We start from the raw sequence: 22,311 nt of genomic DNA, 5'->3' as shown, positions 1-22,311 counted from the left end.
CCGTGTGGTTAGCTACCTGACGGGCTAGGGGTTGGCCGGGGCGGTCTGACGCCGGGTGCACACAGCCTTACACGACGGAGGTGGACACATGAAGGGTCGGTCGGCGCTGCTGCGGGCGCTCTGGATTGCCGCACTGTCATTCGGGTTGGGCGGTGTCGCGGTAGCCGCGGAACCCACCGCCAAGGCCGCCCCATACGAGAACCTGATGGTGCCGTCGCCCTCGATGGGCCGGGACATCCCGGTGGCCTTCCTAGCCGGTGGGCCGCACGCGGTGTATCTGCTGGACGCCTTCAACGCCGGCCCGGATGTCAGTAACTGGGTCACCGCGGGTAACGCGATGAACACGTTGGCGGGCAAGGGGATTTCGGTGGTGGCACCGGCCGGTGGTGCGTACAGCATGTACACCAACTGGGAGCAGGATGGCAGCAAGCAGTGGGACACCTTCTTGTCCGCTGAGCTGCCCGACTGGCTGGCCGCTAACCGGGGCTTGGCCCCCGGTGGCCATGCGGCCGTTGGCGCCGCTCAGGGCGGTTACGGGGCGATGGCGCTGGCGGCCTTCCACCCCGACCGCTTCGGCTTCGCTGGCTCGATGTCGGGCTTTTTGTACCCGTCGAACACCACCACCAACGGTGCGATCGCGGCGGGCATGCAGCAATTCGGCGGTGTGGACACCAACGGAATGTGGGGAGCACCACAGCTGGGTCGGTGGAAGTGGCACGACCCGTGGGTGCATGCCAGCCTGCTGGCGCAAAACAACACCCGGGTGTGGGTGTGGAGCCCGACCAACCCGGGAGCCAGCGATCCCGCCGCCATGATCGGCCAAGCCGCCGAGGCGATGGGTAACAGCCGCATGTTCTACAACCAGTATCGCAGCGTCGGCGGGCACAACGGACACTTCGACTTCCCAGCCAGCGGTGACAACGGCTGGGGCTCGTGGGCGCCCCAGCTGGGCGCTATGTCGGGCGATATCGTCGGTGCGATCCGCTAAGCCAGGTGCCGATGCGAGCTGCCTGGCCGCTATCGGATGATCCTTGCGGCAGACGTGCACGACATCGCGACTCGGGCGAAGCCGCGTAGCGGGCCGGTACCGTAGAGGGAGTGCGGCAACGGGCGGGATGGCCGCGCTATCGCGCGGCGCGGGTGCACCCCTTTCGCGTGCGCTACCGACTCTGTTAGCAGGAGAACATGGCCAAGAACTCTCGGCGTAAGCGCCACCGAATCCTTGCCTGGATAGCGGCGGGCGCGATGGCGTCCGTCGTAGCGCTGGTCATCGTGGCCGTGGTGATCATGCTGCGCGGCGCCGAATCGCCGCCCAGCGCGGTGCCGCCAGGAGTTTTACCACCGGGGCCCACCCCAGCACATCCGCACAAACCCCGACCGGCCTTCCAGGATGCGTCCTGCCCCGACGTGCAGATGATCTCGGTTCCCGGAACCTGGGAGTCATCGCCGCAGCAGAACCCACTGAATCCGGTGCAGTTTCCGAAGGCGTTGCTGCTCAAGGTAACTGGGCCGATCGCCCAGCAATTCGCACCCGCCCGGGTGCAGACCTACACAGTTGCCTACACGGCCCAATTCCACAATCCGCTGACCACGGATAATCAGATGTCGTACAACGACAGCCGGGCAGAGGGCACCCGCGCGATGGTGGCAGCGATGACCGATATGAACAACAGGTGCCCGTTGACCAGCTATGTGCTGATCGGGTTTTCGCAGGGCGCGGTGATCGCGGGCGACGTGGCTAGCGATATCGGCAACGGCCGGGGACCCGTGGACGAGGACCTAGTACTAGGCGTGACGCTGATCGCCGACGGTCGTCGTCAGCAGGGGGTGGGTAATCAGGTCCCGCCTAGCCCGCGCGGCGAAGGCGCCGAGATCACCCTGCACGAAGTCCCAGTGTTGTCCGGGCTTGGTTTGACTATGACCGGCCCGCGGCCGGGCGGTTTTGGTGCGCTCGACGGCCGGACCAACGAGATCTGCGCCCAGGGCGACCTGATCTGTGCGGCCCCGGCACAGGCGTTCAGTCCCGCCAACTTGCCGACTACGCTGAACACCCTGGCCGGCGGCGCCGGCCAGCCGGTCCATGCTATGTATGCGACACCCGAATTCTGGAATTCCGATGGAGAACCGGCGACCGAGTGGACGTTGAACTGGGCGCATCAACTTATCGAAAATGCGCCCCACCCCAAACATAGGTGATATTTCCCCGAGGACGATGGACGCTAGGCGGCGGTCCACCGATGAACCGGGCGACTCGACACCGCCCCGCGTACGCTGATGGCGGCCTCGAACAGCGGTACCTTGTGATTTGGTCTGTCAGGCACCGGCCCTTAACATTAAGAGAAAACTAAGAGCATGTGCAGGACCCAGTCGGGTCAAAGCTGGCTGCAAACTGCGTTCGCCGACGTGAGCGCGGTAGGGGTTGATGTGCGCGGGTAACCCGTTGGCGGAGCCGACACCCGGTGGCCGCCGGCAGAGCCGGCCGAGATGTTTGTGACAGGAGAGAGTGGGATGGCGTACCACAACCCGTTCATCGTGAATGGAAAGATCAGGTTCCCAGCCAACACCAACCTGGTTCGTCACGTCGAAAAGTGGGCGAAGGTTCGTGGCGACAAGCTGGCCTACCGGTTCCTGGACTTTTCCACCGAACGAGACGGTGTCGCGCGCGACATCTTGTGGTCTGACTTCAGCGCGCGCAACCGTGCGGTGGGAGCCCGCCTGCAGCAAGTCACCCAGCCGGGTGACCGCGTCGCCATCCTGTGCCCGCAGAACCTGGACTACCTCATCTCCTTCTTCGGCGCCCTCTACTCCGGCCGCATTGCGGTGCCGTTGTTCGACCCGGCCGAGCCGGGGCACGTCGGTCGGTTACACGCGGTGCTCGACGACTGTGCCCCGTCGACGATCCTGACCACCACCGACTCCGCCGAAGGGGTCCGCAAGTTCATCCGGGCCCGATCGGCCAAGGAGCGCCCGCGCGTCATTGCCGTCGACGCGGTGCCCACCGAAGTCGCCGCCACCTGGCAGCAGCCCGAGGCCAACGAGGAAACCGTCGCGTACTTGCAGTACACGTCGGGTTCCACCCGCATACCGAGCGGCGTGCAGATCACCCATCTGAACCTGCCCACCAATGTGGTGCAGGTGCTCAATGCCCTGGAAGGACAGGAAGGCGACCGCGGGGTCAGCTGGCTCCCGTTCTTCCACGACATGGGTCTGATCACGGTGCTGCTGGCGTCGGTGCTAGGCCACAGCTTCACCTTTATGACGCCCGCGGCGTTCGTGCGGCGGCCCGGTCGCTGGATCCGCGAGCTCGCCCGCAAGCCCGGAGAAACCGGTGGCACCTTCTCTGCGGCGCCGAACTTCGCATTCGAACACGCCGCGGTGCGCGGTGTGCCTCGAGACGACGAGCCGCCGCTGGACCTGAGCAACGTCAAGGGCATCCTCAACGGCAGCGAGCCGGTGTCGCCGGCGTCGATGCGCAAGTTCTTCGAAGCATTTGCGCCGTACGGTTTGAAGCAGACCGCCGTCAAGCCGTCCTATGGGCTAGCGGAGGCCACGCTGTTCGTCTCGACCACGCCGATGGACGAGGTGCCCACCGTGATCCACGTGGACCGCGACGAGCTGAACAACCAGCGGTTCGTTGAGGTGGCCGCCGATGCACCCAACGCCGTCGCCCAGGTCTCTGCGGGCAAGGTCGGGGTCAGCGAATGGGCGGTCATCGTCGACGCCGACACGGCCAGCGAACTGCCGGACGGACAGATCGGTGAGATCTGGCTGCACGGCAACAACTTGGGTACCGGTTATTGGGGCAAAGAAGAAGAGTCCGCCCAGACCTTCAAGAACATCCTCAAATCGCGGATCAGCGAGTCGCGCGCCGAGGGCGCCCCAGACGACGCGCTGTGGGTGCGTACCGGCGACTACGGCACCTACTTCAAGGACCACCTCTACATAGCCGGCCGGATCAAGGACCTCGTCATCATCGACGGCCGCAATCACTACCCACAGGATCTCGAGTGCACGGCGCAGGAGTCGACCAAGGCGTTGCGGGTTGGCTACGTGGCGGCCTTCTCGGTTCCGGCCAACCAGCTTCCTCAGACAGTGTTCGACGACTCGCACGCCGGGCTGAAATTCGACCCCGAGGACACCTCCGAGCAGCTGGTGATCGTCGGCGAACGGGCGGCCGGCACGCATAAGCTCGACCACCAGCCCATCGTCGATGACATCCGGGCGGCCATCGCCGTCGGGCATGGGGTGACCGTGCGTGACGTCCTGCTGGTGTCGGCCGGCACGATTCCGCGAACCTCCAGCGGCAAGATCGGCCGCCGCGCCTGCCGTGCGGCCTACCTCGACGGCAGCCTGCGCAGTGGCGTGGGTTCCCCGACGGTCTTCGCCACTTCGGACTGAGGACCCATGGCTGACGTAGCGGAATCCCAGGAGAACGCCCCCGCCGAAAGGGCCGAGCTAACGGTCCCCGAGATGCGCCAGTGGCTGCGCAACTGGGTGGGTAAGGCCGTCGGAAAGGCACCGGACTCGATCGACGAATCGGTGCCCATGGTGGAGCTGGGTCTGTCGTCGCGCGATGCCGTCGCGATGGCCGCCGACATAGAAGACCTGACCGGGGTCACGCTGTCGGTCGCGGTGGCGTTCGCGCATCCGACCATCGAATCGCTGGCCACCCGGATCATCGAGGGCGAGCCGGAGACCGACCTAGCGGGCGATGACGCCGAAGACTGGTCGCGCACCGGCCCGGCCGAGCGCGTCGACATCGCGATCGTGGGCTTGTCCACCCGCTTCCCGGGCGAGATGAACACCCCCGAGCAGACCTGGCAGGCGCTGCTGGAAGGCCGCGACGGGATCACCGACCTGCCCGACGGGCGCTGGTCGGAATTCCTCGAAGAGCCGCGGCTGGCCGCGCGGGTCGCCGGGGCCCGCACCCGGGGCGGCTACCTGAAGGACATCAAGGGCTTCGATTCGGAGTTCTTCGCGGTGGCCAAGACCGAAGCCGACAACATCGACCCGCAGCAGCGGATGGCGCTGGAGCTGACCTGGGAGGCGCTCGAGCACGCCCGCATCCCGGCGTCGAGCCTGCGCGGCCAGGCCGTCGGTGTGTACATCGGCAGCTCCACCAACGACTACAGCTTCCTGGCGGTGTCGGACCCGACGGTCGCGCACCCGTATGCGATCACCGGCACCAGCAGCTCGATCATCGCCAACCGGGTGTCCTACTTCTACGACTTCCACGGACCGTCGGTCACCATTGACACCGCGTGCTCGAGTTCGCTGGTGGCCATCCACCAGGGGGTGCAGGCGCTGCGCAACGGCGAGGCCGACGTAGTGGTCGCCGGCGGGGTGAACGCGTTGATCACACCGATGGTCACCCTGGGTTTCGACGAGATCGGTGCGGTGCTGGCGCCCGACGGCCGGATCAAGTCGTTCTCAGCCGACGCCGACGGCTACACCCGCTCCGAAGGCGGCGGCATGCTGGTGCTCAAGCGGGTCGACGACGCCCGCCGCGACGGCGACGCGATCCTGGCCGTGATCGCCGGCAGCGCGGTCAACCACGACGGCCGGTCCAACGGCCTGATCGCACCCAACCAGGACGCGCAGGCCGACGTGCTGCGCCGGGCCTACAAGGACGCCGGCATCGATCCGCGCACCGTCGACTACATCGAGGCGCACGGCACCGGCACCATCCTCGGCGACCCAATCGAGGCCGAGGCGCTGGGCCGGGTGGTCGGTAGGGGCCGTCCGGCCGATCGGCCGGCGCTGCTGGGTGCGGTGAAAACCAACGTCGGGCACCTGGAATCGGCGGCCGGCGCGGCCAGCATGGCCAAGGTGGTGCTGGCGCTGCAGCACGACAAACTGCCGCCGTCGATCAACTTCGCCGGCCCCAGCCCCTACATCGACTTCGACGCGATGCGGTTGAAGATGATCACCACGCCCACCGACTGGCCGCGATACGGCGGCTACGCGCTGGCCGGGGTGTCCAGCTTCGGCTTCGGCGGCGCCAACGCGCACGTGGTGGTGCGCGAGGTCCTGCCGCGTGACGTGGTGGAAAAGGAACCGGAACCCGAGCCGGAACCCAAGGCGGCCGCCGAACCCGCCGAGGCGCCCACGTTGGCAGGCCACGCGCTGCGGTTCGACGAGTTCGGCAACATCATCACCGACTCGGCGGTCGCCGAAGAGCCGGAGCCCGAACTGCCCGGAGTCACCGAGGAGGCGCTGCGGCTCAAGGAAGCCGCGTTGGAAGAGCTTGCGGCCCAAGAGGTTACGGCACCATTGGTCCCGTTGGCGGTGTCGGCGTTTCTGACGTCCCGCAAGAAGGCGGCGGCCGCCGAGTTGGCGGACTGGATGCAAAGCCCGGAAGGCCAGGCCTCCTCGCTGGAATCGATCGGCAGGTCGTTGTCGCGGCGCAACCACGGCCGTTCCCGCGCGGTGGTGTTGGCCCACGACCACGACGAGGCCATCAAGGGCCTGCGCGCGGTCGCCGCGGGCAAGCAGGCGCCGAACGTGTTCAGCGTCGACGGGCCGGTGACCACCGGCCCGGTCTGGGTGCTCGCCGGATTCGGCGCCCAGCATCGCAAGATGGGCAAGAGCCTGTACCTGCGCAACGAGGTGTTCGCGGCGTGGATCGAGAAGGTCGACGCCCTGGTCCAAGACGAGCTGGGCTACTCGGTGCTGGAGCTGATCCTGGACGACGCGCAGGACTACGGCATCGAGACCACCCAGGTCACCATCTTCGCGATCCAGATCGCGCTGGGTGAGCTGCTGCGCCATCACGGCGCCAAACCGGCCGCGGTCATCGGCCAGTCGCTGGGTGAGGCCGCGTCGGCCTACTTCGCCGGCGGGCTGTCGCTGCGGGATGCCACCCGGGCGATCTGCTCGCGCTCGCACCTGATGGGCGAGGGTGAGGCGATGCTGTTCGGCGAGTACATCCGGTTGATGGCGCTGGTGGAATACTCCGCCGACGAAATCAGAGAAGTGTTCTCCGACTTCCCCGATCTGGAGGTGTGTGTCTACGCCGCGCCCACCCAGACGGTCATCGGCGGCCCCCCCGAGCAGGTGGACGCGATCCTTGCCCGCGCCGAGGCCGAGGGCAAGTTCGCCCGCAAATTCGCGACCAAGGGCGCCAGCCACACCTCGCAGATGGACCCGCTGCTGGGCGAGCTCACCGCGGAGCTGCAAGGCATCAAGCCGACGAGCCCGACGTGTGGGATCTTCTCGACGGTGCACGAGGGCCGCTACATCAAACCCGGCGGCGAACCCATCCACGACGTCGAATACTGGAAGAAGGGGCTGCGGCATTCCGTCTACTTCACCCACGGCATCCGCAACGCCGTCGACAGCGGGCACACCACCTTCCTGGAGCTGGCACCCAATCCGGTGGCGCTGATGCAGGTCGCCCTGACCACCGCCGATGCCGGGCTGCATGACGCCCAGTTGATCCCGACGCTGGCCCGCAAGCAAGACGAGGTCTCCTCGATGGTCTCGACCATGGCGCAGCTGTATGTGTACGGCCACGACCTGGACATACGCACGCTGTTTAGCCGCGCCAGTGGGCCGCAGGATTACGCGAACATTCCGCCGACCCGGTTCAAGCGCAAGGAGCACTGGCTGCCCGCGCACTTCTCCGGCGACGGCTCGACGTACATGCCGGGCACCCATGTCGCCCTGCCGGATGGGCGGCACGTCTGGGAGTACGCGCCGCGGGACGGCAATGTGGACTTGGCCGCGTTGGTCAGGGCCGCCGCCGCCCACGTGCTTCCGGACGCGCAACTGACCGCCGCCGAGCAGCGCGCGGTGCCCGGCGACGGCGCCCGGCTGGTGACGACGATGACCCGTCACCCCGGCGGCGCCTCGGTGCAGGTGCACGCCCGCATCGACGAGTCCTTCACGCTGGTCTACGACGCCCTGGTGTCCCGAGCGGGGTCCGAATCGGTGTTGCCCACCGCGGTGGGTGCGGCGACGGCGATCGCGGTTGCGGACGGGGCGCCTGTCGCGCCGGAAACGCCCGCCGAAGACGCGGACGCCGAGACGCTTTCGGACAGCCTGACCACCCGTTACATGCCGTCCGGCATGACCCGATGGTCGCCTGATTCCGGTGAGACCATCGCCGAGCGGCTGGGCCTGATTGTCGGGTCTGCGATGGGCTATGAGCCCGAGGACCTGCCGTGGGAGGTGCCGCTGATCGAGCTTGGCCTGGACTCGCTGATGGCGGTGCGCATCAAAAACCGCGTCGAGTACGACTTCGACCTGCCACCGATCCAGCTGACCGCGGTGCGCGACGCCAACCTCTACAACGTGGAGAAGCTGATCGAATACGCGGTCGAGCACCGCGACGAGGTGCAGCAGCTGCACGAGCACCAGAAAACCCAGACCGCTGAGGAGATCGCGCGGGCCCAGGCCGAATTGCTGCATGGCAAGGTGGGCAAGACCGAGCCGGTCGACTCGGAAGCCGGGGTTGCGCTCCCGTCGCCGCAAAACGGCGAGCAGCCAAACCCGACAGGGCCCGCGCTCAACGTCGACGTGCCGCCGCGGGACGCTGCCGAGCGGGTCACCTTCGCCACCTGGGCGATCGTCACCGGCAAGTCCCCGGGCGGCATCTTCAACGAGCTGCCCAGGCTGGACGACGAGGCCGCGGCCAAGATTGCGCAGCGGCTTTCCGAGCGCGCCGAAGGCCCGATCACCGCCGAGGACGTGCTGACGTCGTCGAACATCGAGGCGCTGGCCGACAAGGTGCGCACGTATTTGGAGGCCGGGCAGATCGATGGGTTCGTCCGCACCCTGCGGGCGCGGCCCGAAGCAGGCGGGAAGGTGCCGGTGTTCGTGTTTCATCCGGCCGGCGGCTCGACGGTGGTGTACGAGCCGCTGCTGGGCCGGCTGCCGGCGGACACCCCAATGTATGGCTTCGAACGGGTCGAGGGGTCGATCGAAGAGCGTGCACAGCAGTACGTGCCGAAGCTGATCGAGATGCAGGGCGACGGGCCCTATGTCCTGGTGGGTTGGTCGCTGGGCGGTGTGCTGGCCTACGCGTGCGCGATCGGTTTGCGGCGGCTGGGCAAGGACGTGCGGTTCGTCGGGCTGATCGACGCGGTGCGCGCCGGTGAGGAGATCCCGCAGACCAAGGAGGAGATCCGCAAGCGCTGGGACCGCTACGCCGCCTTCGCCGAGAAGACGTTCAACGTGACCATCCCGGCGATCCCGTACGAGCAGCTCGAGGAGCTCGACGACGAGGGCCAGGTCCGGTTCGTGCTGGACGCCGTCAGCCAGTCCGGTGTGCAGATCCCGGCCGGGATCATCGAACACCAACGCACGTCGTATCTGGACAACCGGGCGATCGACACCGCCCAGATCCAGCCGTACGACGGGCATGTCACCCTCTACATGGCCGATCGCTACCATGACGACGCGATCATGTTCGAGCCCCGCTACGCCGTGCGCCAGCCGGACGGCGGGTGGGGCGAGTACGTTTCCGACCTCGAGGTGGTGCCGATCGGTGGCGAGCACATTCAGGCCATCGACGAGCCGATCATCGCCAAGGTGGGCGAACACATGAGCCGCGCGTTGGGGCAGATCGAGGCCGATCGAACAAGTGAGGTAGGCAAGCAGTGACCGTCACCGAGCCGGTTCTGCACACCACCGCCGAGAAGCTGGCGGAGCTGCGCGAACGCCTGGAGTTGGCCAAGGAACCCGGCGGTGAGAAGGCCGCCGCCAAGCGCGACAAGAAGGGCATCCCGAGTGCCCGCGCCCGCATCTACGAGCTGGTCGATCCGGGTAGCTTCATGGAGATCGGAGCGCTGTGCCGCACCCCCGGTGACCCCAACGCGCTCTACGGGGACGGCGTGGTCACCGGACATGGCCTCATCAACGGCCGGCCGGTCGGCGTGTTCTCGCACGACCAAACCGTGTTCGGCGGCACCGTCGGGGAGATGTTTGGCCGCAAGGTGGCCCGGCTGATGGAGTGGTGCGCGATGGTCGGCTGCCCGATCGTCGGCATCAACGACTCCGGCGGCGCCCGCATCCAAGACGCCGTCACCTCGCTGGCCTGGTACGCCGAGCTGGGGCGCCGCCACGAACTGCTCAGTGGGCTGGTGCCGCAGATCTCCATCATTTTGGGCAAATGCGCTGGGGGAGCGGTGTATTCGCCGATCCAGACCGATCTGGTGGTGGCGGTGCGCGACCAGGGTTACATGTTCGTCACCGGCCCCGACGTCATCAAGGACGTCACCGGTGAGGACGTCAGCCTCGACGAGCTGGGGGGCGCCGACCACCAGGCGAGCTACGGCAACATCCATCAGGTGGTGGAGTCCGAGGCCGCCGCATACCAGTACGTGCGGGACTTTCTGTCGTTTCTGCCGTCCAACTGCTTCGACAAACCGCCGGTCGTCAACCCCGGGCTGGAACCCGAAATCACCGGCCACGATCTGGAACTCGACTCGATCGTGCCGGACTCGGACAACATGGCCTACGACATGCACGAGGTCCTGCTGCGGATCTTCGACGACGGCGACTTCCTCGACGTCGCTGCCCAGGCCGGGCAGGCGATCATCACCGGCTACGCGCGGGTGGACGGGCGGACCGTTGGTGTGGTGGCCAACCAGCCCATGCACATGTCGGGGGCGATCGACAACGAGGCGTCCGACAAGGCCGCACGGTTCATCCGGTTTAGCGACGCGTTCGACATCCCGCTGGTGTTCGTCGTGGACACACCGGGGTTTTTGCCCGGGGTGGAACAGGAAAAGAACGGGATCATCAAGCGCGGTGGGAGGTTCTTGTACGCGGTGGTCGAGGCTGATGTGCCGAAGGTGACGATCACCATCCGCAAGTCCTACGGCGGTGCCTACGCGGTGATGGGGTCCAAGCAGCTGACCGCCGACCTGAACTTCGCCTGGCCCACCGCGCGCATCGCGGTGATCGGCGCCGACGGGGCCGCGCAGTTGCTGATGAAGCGTTTCCCGGACCCGAATGCGCCGGAGGCGCAAGCGATCCGGAAGAGCTTCGTCGAGAATTACAACCTCAACATGGCGATCCCGTGGATCGCCGCCGAGCGCGGGTTCATCGATGCCGTCATCGACCCGCATGAGACCCGGCTGCTGTTGCGCAAGTCGATGCACCTGCTGCGGGACAAGCAGCTGTGGTGGCGGGTGGGCCGCAAGCACGGCCTGATCCCGGTCTAGCTGGGTAGCGCGAGCAGACGTAAAAGCCCCCATTTCGGGCTCTACTGACTGATCTGTGGGTGGTTGTGTCGGCCTGGCAGGGTGGGGCGGTGGCCGGCGAGGGCGAGCATGGCTAGGGCGATGAGGGCTTGTGGTGAGCGGAATCCGAACGCGATCCGGGTCAGTAGGCGGATCTTGGTGTTGGTGGATTCGATCAGGCCTTGGGATAGGCCGTGGTCGAGGGCGGCGTCGATGGCCACCCGGTGGCGTTTGATGCGGGCGGCAAGCTCGACGAATACCGGGATGCGACAACGCTGGGCCCAGGAGATCCACCGGTCCAGGGCCTGTTTACCTTCCTCGCCCTTGACCGAAAACACATGCCGCAGGCTCTCTTTGAGCAGGTAGGCGCGATACAGACGGGGATCGGTCTTGGCGATCCAGGCCAGTTTGGCGCTTTGGCGTTCGGTGAGGTCCTCGGGGTTCTTCCACAGCGCGTAGCGGGCGCCCTTGAGCCGCCGTGCCCGCTCGCGGCCCGGACGTGGTGCGGCGTTCTTACCGGGCCGGCCCCGGCCCCACTTGGGTTCGGTGCGCGCGATCGCCCGTGCGTCGTTCCAGGCTCGGCGCCGCTCGACGTCGAGCGCCTCGGTGGCCCAGGCCACCACATGAAACGGATCGGCGCATTGAATCGCATCCGGGCAGCGCTCGGTGACCACGTCAGCGATCCAGTCCGCGGCATCGGCCGAAACGTGAGTAATCTGGGCGGCCCGCTCAGCGCCCAGGGCATCGAAGAACAAGCCCAGGGTGGCTCGGGGCGGCCCGGGGCGGCCCACACCAACCGGCCGCTGTCGTGATCGACGACCACCGTCAGGTACCGGTGGTGGCGCTTGTAGGAGATCTCATCGATACCGATGCGGCGCAAGTTCGCGAACCGGTCAATGCGCTTTTCGGTGTCGGCCCAGACCCGGGCCACGATCGCCCCGACGGTGCGCCAGGCGATCCGCATCAACTCGCACACCGCGGTCTTCGAACACGCCACCGCCAGCCAGGCCACCGTGTCATCGAAAGCATACGTGTGCCCGGCATGATGACGCGCCCACGCCACCGCCACCACCGTCGGCCCATGGGTGGGGCAGTTCACCCGCGGCGCCTCGGCCTCCAAGAACACCTCGACGGTGCCCCAATCCAGACTGCGCCATTGGCGCAGGCCCGCACCGCGGTCATACCAGGACGCCTTGCGACCGCAGCGACCACAGCGGCGCAACACTGCACTTCGTGGCCGCACCCGGGCGATCACCCGCGCACCGTCTCCGGCGTCATCCTCCTCGAATTCGATGTCCTCAATCACGGTGCGCTTGTCGACACCCAGCAGCGCACGAAATAGCCTCACATTGCGCACGTCGTTGTCGGCTCCTTGTGTTTCTGATCCTTGACAAGCCAGAAACCTTAAGCCACAACGACGTGCGCCTACTCAGGACACAAACTCACCCACGGAAGTGTCAGAAGAGCCACGAATTGGGGGCTTTTACGTCTGCTCGGCAGTGAACGCGCCCGCCACGAGTTCGTCGAAACGCTGCAGCGCCTCATCGCAATCTGCGTCGATACCGCGCAGCGGGCCTTGGTCGGCGAGATACCGGCGCGCGTACAGGCGGGCGACGAGTGCCTTGCGGTCGGTGCCGCGGGTTGCCCGTTCCCAGGCGGCCTGCTCGGTGAGCAACGCGCCGGCGTAGACGTCGCCCATGAATTGGGCCAGCGGGAACAGCCGCGCCTCGGCCAGCTGCCTGTCGAGTTTGGTCCAAGCGGTGATCGCCGCGTCGAGGTCCTCAATGCGGCGCGAGACCAGCCGCGTGGTGTCGTCATCGTCGGACACCGACACCGCATCGCGCAGCCGCGCCAACAGTGTCTCGTGAGCGCGCGTCTGCTCGATCCCGCGCCGCACATCCAGACACAGGATGTTGTCGGGGCCCTCCCAGATCGTGTTGACTTGCGCGTCACGCAGCAACCGGGCCACCGGCCAGGTCTCGATGTAGCCATTGCCGCCGTGGATCTCGATCGCATCCGATGCCACGGTGATCCCGAGCCGGCAAGTCTTAAGCTTGGTGACCGGCACCGCGATACGTTGCGGCAGGCATCTGGGCTGGCGGTGGTTCGCCGCTCCGAAGCCGTCGAACACCATCGCCAGCGCGGCTTCCACATCAACGACCATTTCGGCCAGCTTGCGGCGCATCAGCGGCTTGTCGATGAGCGCCCCACCGAATGCCCGCCGCTGCCCGGCGTAGCACAGCGATTCGACCAGCGCGCGGCGCGCGTTGCCGAGGGCGAACGAGGCGGTGCCCAACCGCAATCTGTTGGTCAGCTCCATCATGCGGGTGAGTCCCTTGCCGTCGGACGGGCCCGCGTCAGCGCTCGGTTCGCCGGACAACAGAAAGGCTTCGGCGTCGACGAACTCGATTTCACCGGAGGCGACAGAGCGGGTGCCGAGCTTGTCCTTCAGCCGACGGATACGCACGCCGTTGCGGGAACCGTCACGGCGCGTCCGTAGCACGAGGAAGGTGGCCACACCTCGAGTCGAGTCAGGCGCCCCCTCGGGCTTGGCCAACACCACGAACGCCTCCCCGGCGCAGTTGGACGCAAACCACTTGAAGCCGTTCAGCAGCCACACGTCGCCGCTGCGGGTGGCCGTCGTCTCCAGAGCTCCCAGATCGGAGCCGCCCGCACGCTCCGTCAGCAGCTGCGCGGCCTCGCCGTCCCACTCGCCGGAATTGAGTTTGCCTAGGACGAATTCGCGCACATCGGGTGGCGCGTAGGCAGTCACCAGCGACCGGACCATGTTGCCGCCAGTGGCGAGCGCGCAAGCCATACCGATATCGGCCTGGTTGAGCAGATAGTCGGCGGCGAAGAGTGCCAGCGACGGCTTGACGCCGGCCCGTGCCGCGTCGTCGCGCACGGCTTGTCGCGCCTCGATGACGGCGCGCTTGGATTGGATGAACGATTCCGGCAGCACTACCCGGCTGATGTCATGCCCCCACCGGTCGTAGCGTTCGAGCCGCGGGGGGTTGCGGTCGGTTTCCTCGGCCCAACGCGTCACTGGCCCGCCCGTCAGCTCACCAATGCGGGTCAGATGGGGTTCTGCGAACGCCAATTCATCGGGTCGTAGGTAATAGGCCATGATGAACTGCAGGGTCGGATCCGTGAGGTACCAGTTGAGGCCCATGGCCCCGCGATAGTTTTCCGTTTGGTAGCGCTGCGCCTTTTCAGGGGTCGAGAAGGGCAGCTTGTCCACGGCCTCTAGGTCGTACTCGGGCATGCCGCGACCCTATTGCATAGGTTTTATATATGTCTAGCTCTAGGCAGCTATCGTCGAACGGGGCGCTACCGCTAACGGATCAGAGGGCGAAGACCTGGCCGTCCCGCGCGATGGTGGTCATGCCCGAGTAATTCTTCTTGATCTTGTCGAGCCACTGCGAGTCGGGTAGGTCGTCAGGGGCGTAGTGGCTCAGGATCAATTGTTTGGGCTTGGCCGCTGCGGCCACCTCCCCCACCTGCTCTGCGGAGGTGTGTGAGTTCACCAGATAGTTCGGGGGGAAAGCGTTGCCAAAGTAAGCCGTATCGAGGCTGAACACCGCCTCGTGGACCAGAATGTCAGTGCCTTGAGCGAGGGTAATCAGGTTGTCGGACTTAGTGGTGTCACCCGAGAAGGTAACGGACACACCCGATTTCTTCAGATCGAAGCGGAATCCGAACGCTGGGTAGACGTCGTAGTGGGAGACCAGCGTTGCGGTGACGGAAACGTTGTCGTCCGATGCGACCGAGAACGGGCTCATCTTTGGCGCTCTGTTGCGGTAGTCCGATCCTGGTGGTAGCCCGATCTCCGTGACTTTAACCAGGTCCGCAACGTTGTCAATGCCGTAGTCGCGGATGAAGATGTTGCTGGTGTAAGCGAACGCTCGATGCAGCGCTTCGGTGGCCGCGGCAAGGCCCGGTGTCGGGTTGGCGGGGTTGACGGTGGCTGGATTCGGGTTGCCGACTTCACTTGGCGGCAAACCCCCAGCTGGGCCCGGACCATAGACCAGGACCGGCGCTCGACCGGGTGGGGCAAGGAAGCCACCGGAGAGAAAGAAGTTGTAGTAGTCGACGATGTGGTCGGTGTGCAAGTGGGTGATAAACATGGCTTTGAGATCGTCGAATTGCAGGCCCGCGTTGGTGAATGCGTTCAGCGAGCCCAGGCCGCAATCGATCACGTACAGATCGCGGCCAATTTTCAGCACCGACGAGATTCCTACTCTGCTGGGCGTAGGCGGCGGGCCGGCGGCCACCCCGAGCGTGATCAGCGCATTGTCGGGCAACCGGGGTGATGATGGCTGAGGAGACTTTTGTGGACTGCACGCCGACGCGCCCAACACCCCTGCGCCGACGACGGCTAACCCTGCCGCAGTCAGGGCGGACCGCCTCGTTGCGGCTGCGCGCCGTTCGTGTGTGCCAACATGGCCGGCCTGGTGCATACCGAGCAGCATAGGAGGCCTAACTGATGGGGCCGTCTAATGACGAACATCGTGCCGCTATCGACTGCGGAGCCTGACGCTATGGACCAATTCGGATCTTGCCCGGTGACCACAGGCCGCTGCGGGTCGCGGTGCCCAACTCGAGCTGGGCGGGAGGGGCATCGACCAGGGTGTCGAACTTGCGCAGGGAACCCCAATCGCGGGCCCAGTCGCGGGACAGGTAGGTGGCCATGACGTGGGCCCGCAGCAACAGGTCGGTGATCCCGAGCAGGCCGCCGTTAGTGCCGTCTTCCCACGTGTCGGTGTCCAGCTTCTTAGCCGAGTAGTCCGGTGTGATGCGGAACTTCGGGATTTCGGCGATGCCATTGGCGTGCAGCATCGGCTGCTGGCACGGGAAGGCCAAACCGACCGCCCAGTCCAGCAGCACCGGCTGCGTCGAGCCCACATATTCCTGCAGTGAGCGCAGGTCCGGTACCCGCGGCGGGGTCACCGCGATCCAGTCCTCCGGTGTCAGCGACAGATCCTCGGCCACCACCCGGACCGCGACGGCATCGGCGGGCATCTTTGCTCGGGCGAAGCGCAGGTTGCGCCACGCCTTGGGCTGCTCTCCGTATAGGTCGTCGGGCACCATCCGCCCGGCGGGTACCAGCGCTCCGGGTCCCGGCATGGCGTATTCGAGCACCACAGTCTGCCCGGGGGTGTACCCGTGCAGCACGCTGTTGCCGGCGATCTTGCCCGCGGCGGTCACCACGACCAGCGGATGCCCGTCGTCCGGCTTAGGCAGGAGATACCACGCCGAGACGAGTGTGCTCTGTTGCTGTGCGCCGGTGGTGTAGGTGCCTGCCAACGGTACCCGGGCGGGATCGAGCCCATAGGGCAGCGGCACCGTAGAACCATTGATGCCAGGACTCGTCAGCTTGGTCGGCGCATCCCAGTCGTAGTCGGTGCCGGGCTGGTTGGGTTTCATCACGATCGCCTCGGCCACCGTGTGTTCCGGTACGCCGTTGGGCGTGAAGCCGACCGGGTTGACTCCACCCAGCGGGCCCAAGGGGCCCCAAGAACCCGAATCGCCGTCCAGCGGCTTCATGAAACCCGCATTGGTATCAGGCTCGACGAGTACGTCGTCGGCCAGTCCGCAGCCGCCGACAAACGCCCGCACGTTGGACCAGCCGTTGGAGTAGGTCGGGTACTGTCGCACGATCCCGGCCACCATGGACGCGACGAACACCGCCGCCATGAAACCGGCCACGATCGGTACCGGGGCTGTCGTCAGCGCGCGGATCAGCCGCCCTTCGCCGGCGCCGCGGGGCGCGAAGTGCAGCCAGGCCGCATAGCCGGCGGCGATCGCAAACAGGGCGAAAAAGATTGTGCTGACTGTGATCCCGTCGATCTTCGGCATCGCGCTGTTGAACGGCACACCGTAGCTGGAGACATACCACCAGCCGTTGGTGGTGGCCCAACACAACGCCAGCAGGAAGAATAACGCCGCCAGGAACGCCATCCGGTTGCGCGACCAGCGCAGCACCGATGGGGATACCAACACCGTCGTCAGCGCGGCCATCGCCGCCCCTACGGCGGCGAACAGCCCGAAGTGGTGCACCCACTTGGTGGGCGTGAACATCAGGAAGAACATGGTGCCGAAGATGACGCCCATCAGCCGCCACGCCGGTCCGCGGGCCACGCTGGGAATTCGCTTGCGCCGCAACATGATGAACACCGCGGTGAACAGGCATAGCGCGGTGATCAAAAAGCCGAAGCGCCGCGACAGCGAACCGTCGACGGTGGGCAGGATGAGGTAGTAGTAACGCAGGTTCTCGGTATACCACGCCTGGCTCGGCCCGATTTTGGCGCGAACCCTGGTGGCTTCCAACACCGTTGACAGGGTCTGGTCGGCGAACACCACGGTCAGGATGACGGTGCCGGCGGCCAGCATCGGCGACACCAACGGCAACGTGCCGACCAGGCGATGACGGCGCACCAAGATCCGCAGCATCGGGCGGCCGCCGGCCACCAGCGCGGCCACCGCGATCAGGCCGGTGGGCTGCACACCCAGTGTGAATGCGGCGGTAACGACGGCCAGCGCCGCCGGTGTGAGCCGGCTGTACCGCATGGACCGCTCGATCAGCACATAGGTGACCAGCGAGCCGAGCGCGATGATGCCCTCCGGCCGCAGGCCGTTGTTGAACGGCATCCACGCGGTCAGCAAGACCATGGCCGCCGCCCAGTAGGCGGGTTTGCTGGCCGCCACCGCCGGCCCGAGGCGGGGCAGCACCTCACGCGACAGCAGCAGCCAGCACACTAGCCCGGCGGCCAGGTCTGGCAGGCGCATCCACAGACTGGCGTCGCTGACATGGGTCATCAGCGCCAGCAGGTTGTAATACCAGCCGAAGGGATCCTCCGGGCTGCCGAACCAGCGGAAATAGTTGGACATGTAGCCGGCGTGGTCGGCGACTCGGGCCATGCCCAGGATGTAGCCGTCGTCCGACGAATTCGCGCCGATGACATGCCAGAGCAGGAAGCCGAATATCACCACGGCGTCGGTCAGGGTGAAGGTGCGCCAGCTTGCCGGAATCAGCCGGCGCATGCCGCCCGGCGACGATGCAGGCCGGAACGGCCTGAGGAGGAGCTGGGCAATTGAGCCCCGCCCGTCCAACTGGTCCAGGCGCCACAACGCGATCAGTGCGACGACGGTGGCCACGATCGCCCCGATGATCGCCAGCAGTTTCAGCGTGGTCGGCCGGGTGGAGAACCGGGTGTCGATGGTCGCCGAGACCGCCAGCCCGGGCGGCGCGGGCCCGGTCAGGTCGGTGAACACCCCGACAATCTGCGGGCGCAGGTTGGGGTCGGGGAAGCCGCTGCGCAGCGGCGCGCCCGACGGGTCCTTGAGCCCGACGAAGTTGGCGAAGGTGCCGGCGTGGGTAGAGGTGACCTCGATGCGTTGACACTGCGGGGACGTCACCTGCTCGCGCGGCACGGACAAGATCACCACGTTGCGGTCGGTGACGTCCACGCGCTGGGCGCTGACGACGACGAACAACGCCTGCAAATTGGCGTCCTTGCCTTGCTTGGGTGCGGTGCCCAGCACCACCCCGCCCGCGGGTGGCATGGCGCGCACCACGTCGCACGGCACGGTGGCGGTAAAGTCGACCGGCGTCAGCGAGATCAGCGGGGCGGTCACGCTGCCCAGTTGCCCCCGCTGTGGCCAGTCGAGCATCGCGGTGGTCTGCACGACGGGCAGCAGCGGCGTCGCCACCGACAACACAAAGCCAATCAGCCCGGCGATGGTGGCCACCCAGCGCGTCCCGCGAGCAGACGCAAAAGCCCCCAAAATCGCCCGATTTGGGGTGCTTTTGCGTCTGCTCGCGCACTGTGTCATGGCAGCGCCCTGATCGGTCCTGGCCGACCCCAGCCGGGCACAGTGATCACGCCCTCCTCGACAACGGCGTCTGGAGCCTGATCGGCCGGCACCAGCCGGTGGTACTGCTCCACCGATCCCCAGTCGCGATACCAGTCCCCACGCAGGTACGTGGCGATCGTCGAGGTGCGCAGCAGCGCCTGGGTGAACAGGAACGGACCGCCGGTCGAGCTGGACTGCCATAGGTTCGACGACGCCGCCGTCTGCTTGTGGTCCGGCAGGATCCGGTACTGCGGAAGCTCGGCAATGCCGAGATGCTCGGAAAACGGTCGCTGGCAGGGGAAGTTGGCTGCGGTCGCGATGTCCATCAACACCGGTGTCGCTGACCCGATCAACCGCTGCAGAGATTCCAGCACCGGAACCCGGGGCGGGGTGAAGGCGAACCATTGCTCAGGGCTCAGGTTCGGGTCATAGGCGACAATGCGCGCCACGTCGGCCTCCGGCGGCGCCCAGGCCAGCGGAAACCGCAGATTGCGCCACGCGGGTTGCGGTCCGATGTCGATCGAAAATACCTGCCCCAGTGGCTGGATGCGGCCGTCCGGGCCGGTGACGCCCCACTGCAGTTTCAGGGACTGGCCGTAGATGAAATCGCCGTCCTCCTTGTAGGACCAGATGGCGCCGGCCGCGGAAACCACCACCAGCGGCCGGTCCGGGCTGCGGGGCGGTAACTGGTACCAGGCCGAGGTGGCCGTGGCGGCCAGGTTGTTCTCCCCGTAGCTGCCCATCACCGGGGTACGTGCCGGGTCCAATCCGAACGGCAGCGCCGCGTGCGACCCGTTGATCCCGACCGGGCCCTTCCCTCCGGCGGTGCCCGCGGAGTCGGTGATGGCGGCGTTGGGTTTGTTGGGCGACGCATCGGAGTTGACCAGCCCGGGTTTGGAGACCACCGGGTCGGACTTGAGGTCCTCGCCCACGCCCTCGGGTTTGAAGCCGACGGGACTGATACCGCCCAGCGGTCCGTCCGGTCCGAACGCCTGGCCCGGAACCGGTTGCAGCATGCCGGCATTGGGGTCGGGCTCGGCCAGCACGTCGTCGGCCATCGCACAGCTGGACAGCCCGGTGCTGAGCGCGGTCAGGTTGGCCTTGGCGGTGGTGTAAAGCGGGTAACGGAACACCGCGGCCTTGGCCATCGAGCCGACTTCGCCTGCGACCATGATCACCGCGACCACCAGCAGTGGCGTAGAGGCCAAGATGCGGTTGCGCCGGTTGTCTTTGACTTCGGTGTGCCCGGCGTAGTCCATCCGGAAGTGATACCAGGCTGCCAGCAATCCGGTGAGGATCGACAGCGTCAGAAACATCGACGTCACCGGGTGGCTGGCGATGACGGGCTGGATGTCATACCACGGCACCCCGTAGTTGCCGACGTAGAACCACCCGTTGATGCCCGAGGTTGCCCACGCCAGCACGAACAGCAACGCGGTCACGTACAGCGTGAGGTTGCGTCGACTATGTAGACCGATGCGGGCAAAGGTGAACGCGGTGACCGCACCCAACACCCCGGCCAGCCCGGCGAATGCGCCGAACTGCACGGCCCACTTGGTTGGCGTGAACGTGAGCAGCAGCAGGCCGACCGCCGTAGTGCCGATCAGTCGCCAGGCCGGGCCGCTGGCCAGCCCCGCCACCCGGCCGCGCCGCAGCAGCACGAACAGCACCCCGAACAGGCAGAACAGCAACACCAGCACCGCGAACCGGCGGGACATCGACCCCTCAACGTTGCTCTCCACGGTAAGGAAGTAGTAGCGCAGGAAGTCCTGGTACCAGGCGATGGTCGGGCCGACCTTGTACTTGATGCGTGCCGATTCGGCCACCGTGGCCAGCGTCTGGTCCCGAAACACCACCACGGTGATCAGCGACAACGCCGCGGCCAGCACCGCCAGCGGCGCCAGCAGTCCATCGGTCGCCCGGCGGCGCCGGATCCTCTGGGCGATGGCGCGCGCACCAGTCAGCAGCGGGGCCAGCGCGATCAACCCCTGCGGTGCCAGCGTCGCGGTAAGCGTCGCCACGATGATGGCTACCGCGGCCGGGGCCAGCCGTCCGAGCGCGATCGACCGTTCCACCAACACCCACGTGACCAGCACACCCAGCGCGATCAGCGGCTCGGGACGCAGGCCGTTGTTGAACGGCAGCCAGGCGGACAGGAACACCGCACCAGCGGTGAACACAGCGACCCGGTTGGACGCCAGCCCGCCCGGGCCCGGTCCCAGCCGCCGCAGCACGAAACGGCTGACGATCAGCCAGCAGGCGATTCCGGCCAGGGTGGCGGGCAGGCGCATCCAGACGCCGGCGGTGCTCACCGCCGCCAGCTGGGCAAGCACCGATGTATACCAGTCGAACGGCGCCTCCGTCGTGCCGAAATACCGGTAGTAGTTGGCTACATAGCCGGCCTTCGGGGCGACCCGGGCGACGGTCAGAAGGTAGCCGTCATCGGACGAGGTGGCGCCGATGACATGCCAGAGCAACAAGGTCGCGATCACCGCTGCGTCAGCGAGCCGGCTGGCGAATCCGACCCGCACCCGCGGGCGATATCGGGTCAGCCAGTCGCGCAGGGTGCGGCCCCTGCTGAGCCGGTCCAGCGCGGCCAGCCCCACCATGGCTACCAGGACCGCCAGCACGCCGAGGAGCATCATGGCCTTCTTGAGCGCGCCGGGCGTCGTGATAAACCGAGTGTCGATGTCGACGCGGGCCGACAGCCCGGGCTGCGCTCCGACCTTCAGGTCGGTGAAGATGCCGCCAACCTGTGGCTTCTTCTCCGGCGGCAGGGTCCCGGCGCCGCCGGGTATACCCATAAAATCAGCGCCCGCGCCGCCGGTATCGGCCCAGATATGCAGCGCGCTACAGCCTCCCGCTGCGATCGTGGAGCGGGCCGCCACCGCGGCCACCGAGTCGCGGAACGCCACGACGACCGTGTCCTGGTTGGCGCGGACGAACAGCCCGGCCTTACCGGTATCCACGCCACCGGCCGGCAGTGTGGACAGCACCAGGCCGCCGTTGGCGGGCAGCGTGGCGATGGCCGAGCAGGGGATCGAGATGTCCAGCGCGCGTGGCGCCCCGGATACCAGAGGGGCGGTGATCTGGGTGATGTTGCCGTCGGCGGTGCTGCCCTGCGGCCAGAAGATGGTCGCGGTGGTTTGGTTCACCGGAAGCAGCGGAACGATGCCGCACAGCAGCAGACCCGCGATTCCCGAGACGACGGCTGCTAGGCGTGCGATCCGGTGAGATCGCTCATTACCGTCGTGGGGCACGAGGC

At 66.8% G+C, this 22,311-nt stretch carries 9 protein-coding genes and 1 pseudogene; 5 read left to right on the top strand and 5 right to left on the bottom strand.

Annotation, left to right across the window (positions count from 1 at the left end):
- The first annotated feature begins 88 nt into the window (after nt 1–88).
- From FF952_RS20020 to FF952_RS20000, 5 genes are all read left to right on the top strand, one after another.
- Complete coding sequence (locus FF952_RS20020) at nt 89–988, top strand: esterase family protein (protein ID WP_003420783.1); 900 nt, start codon at nt 89–91, stop codon at nt 986–988.
- A 197-nt stretch (nt 989–1,185) separates the two neighbouring features.
- Complete coding sequence (locus FF952_RS20015; protein WP_003420779.1) at nt 1,186–2,196, top strand: phospholipase; 1,011 nt, start codon at nt 1,186–1,188, stop codon at nt 2,194–2,196.
- Nucleotides 2,197–2,508: 312 nt separating this feature from the next.
- Nucleotides 2,509–4,398, top strand: a complete 1,890-nt coding sequence (fadD32, locus tag FF952_RS20010; RefSeq protein ID WP_017351216.1) for a long-chain-fatty-acid--AMP ligase FadD32 — start codon at nt 2,509–2,511, stop codon at nt 4,396–4,398.
- A gap of 6 nt (nt 4,399–4,404) precedes the next feature.
- The gene (gene pks13, locus FF952_RS20005; protein ID WP_003902557.1) at nt 4,405–9,606 is read left to right on the top strand and encodes a polyketide synthase Pks13; all 5,202 of its coding nucleotides are present in this window, start codon (nt 4,405–4,407) and stop codon (nt 9,604–9,606) included.
- The gene (locus tag FF952_RS20000; RefSeq protein ID WP_003420767.1) at nt 9,603–11,171 is read left to right on the top strand and encodes an acyl-CoA carboxylase subunit beta; all 1,569 of its coding nucleotides are present in this window, start codon (nt 9,603–9,605) and stop codon (nt 11,169–11,171) included. Before pks13 ends, FF952_RS20000 begins: the two co-directional genes overlap by 4 nt.
- 41 nt (nt 11,172–11,212) lie before the next feature.
- Here FF952_RS20000 and FF952_RS19995 read toward each other — a convergent pair.
- The 5 genes and pseudogenes from FF952_RS19995 to embA form a co-directional block, all read right to left on the bottom strand.
- Nucleotides 11,213–12,546, bottom strand: a pseudogene (locus tag FF952_RS19995) (ISL3-like element IS1557 family transposase).
- Nucleotides 12,547–12,672: 126 nt separating this feature from the next.
- Nucleotides 12,673–14,454, bottom strand: a complete 1,782-nt coding sequence (locus tag FF952_RS19990) for a DNA alkylation response protein (RefSeq protein WP_003900757.1) — start codon at nt 14,452–14,454, stop codon at nt 12,673–12,675.
- A gap of 79 nt (nt 14,455–14,533) precedes the next feature.
- The gene (locus tag FF952_RS19985; RefSeq protein ID WP_003420646.1) at nt 14,534–15,661 is read right to left on the bottom strand and encodes an MBL fold metallo-hydrolase; all 1,128 of its coding nucleotides are present in this window, start codon (nt 15,659–15,661) and stop codon (nt 14,534–14,536) included.
- A gap of 67 nt (nt 15,662–15,728) precedes the next feature.
- A complete protein-coding gene (gene embB / locus FF952_RS19980) occupies nt 15,729–19,025 on the bottom strand; it encodes an arabinosyltransferase EmbB (protein ID WP_003420644.1) in 3,297 nt (1,098 codons plus the stop codon).
- The gene (embA, locus tag FF952_RS19975) at nt 19,022–22,306 is read right to left on the bottom strand and encodes an arabinosyltransferase EmbA (protein ID WP_031654057.1); all 3,285 of its coding nucleotides are present in this window, start codon (nt 22,304–22,306) and stop codon (nt 19,022–19,024) included. The genes embB and embA overlap by 4 nt, the downstream gene beginning before the upstream one ends.
- Nucleotides 22,307–22,311 lie beyond the last annotated feature (5 nt).

It is taken from the genome of Mycobacterium tuberculosis complex sp. N0072 (assembly GCF_030323725.1).
In the GTDB taxonomy this organism is placed as follows: domain Bacteria; phylum Actinomycetota; class Actinomycetes; order Mycobacteriales; family Mycobacteriaceae; genus Mycobacterium; species Mycobacterium tuberculosis.
The sequence above is the reverse complement of the archived record's forward strand: the minus strand, read 5'-3'. Positions and strand labels throughout refer to the sequence as shown.

Bases quoted from the DNA above. Each gene is read 5' to 3' on its own strand.
- FF952_RS20020 (WP_003420783.1), top strand. From the start codon at position 89: ATGAAGGGTCGGTCGGCGCTGCTGCGGGCGCTCTGGATTGCCGCACTG.
- FF952_RS20015 (WP_003420779.1), top strand. From the start codon at position 1,186: ATGGCCAAGAACTCTCGGCGTAAGCGCCACCGAATCCTTGCCTGGATA.
- fadD32 (WP_017351216.1), top strand. From the start codon at position 2,509: ATGGCGTACCACAACCCGTTCATCGTGAATGGAAAGATCAGGTTCCCA.
- pks13 (WP_003902557.1), top strand. From the start codon at position 4,405: ATGGCTGACGTAGCGGAATCCCAGGAGAACGCCCCCGCCGAAAGGGCC.
- FF952_RS19990 (WP_003900757.1), bottom strand. From the start codon at position 14,454: ATGCCCGAGTACGACCTAGAGGCCGTGGACAAGCTGCCCTTCTCGACC.
- FF952_RS19985 (WP_003420646.1), bottom strand. From the start codon at position 15,661: ATGCTGCTCGGTATGCACCAGGCCGGCCATGTTGGCACACACGAACGG.
- embB (WP_003420644.1), bottom strand. From the start codon at position 19,025: ATGACACAGTGCGCGAGCAGACGCAAAAGCACCCCAAATCGGGCGATT.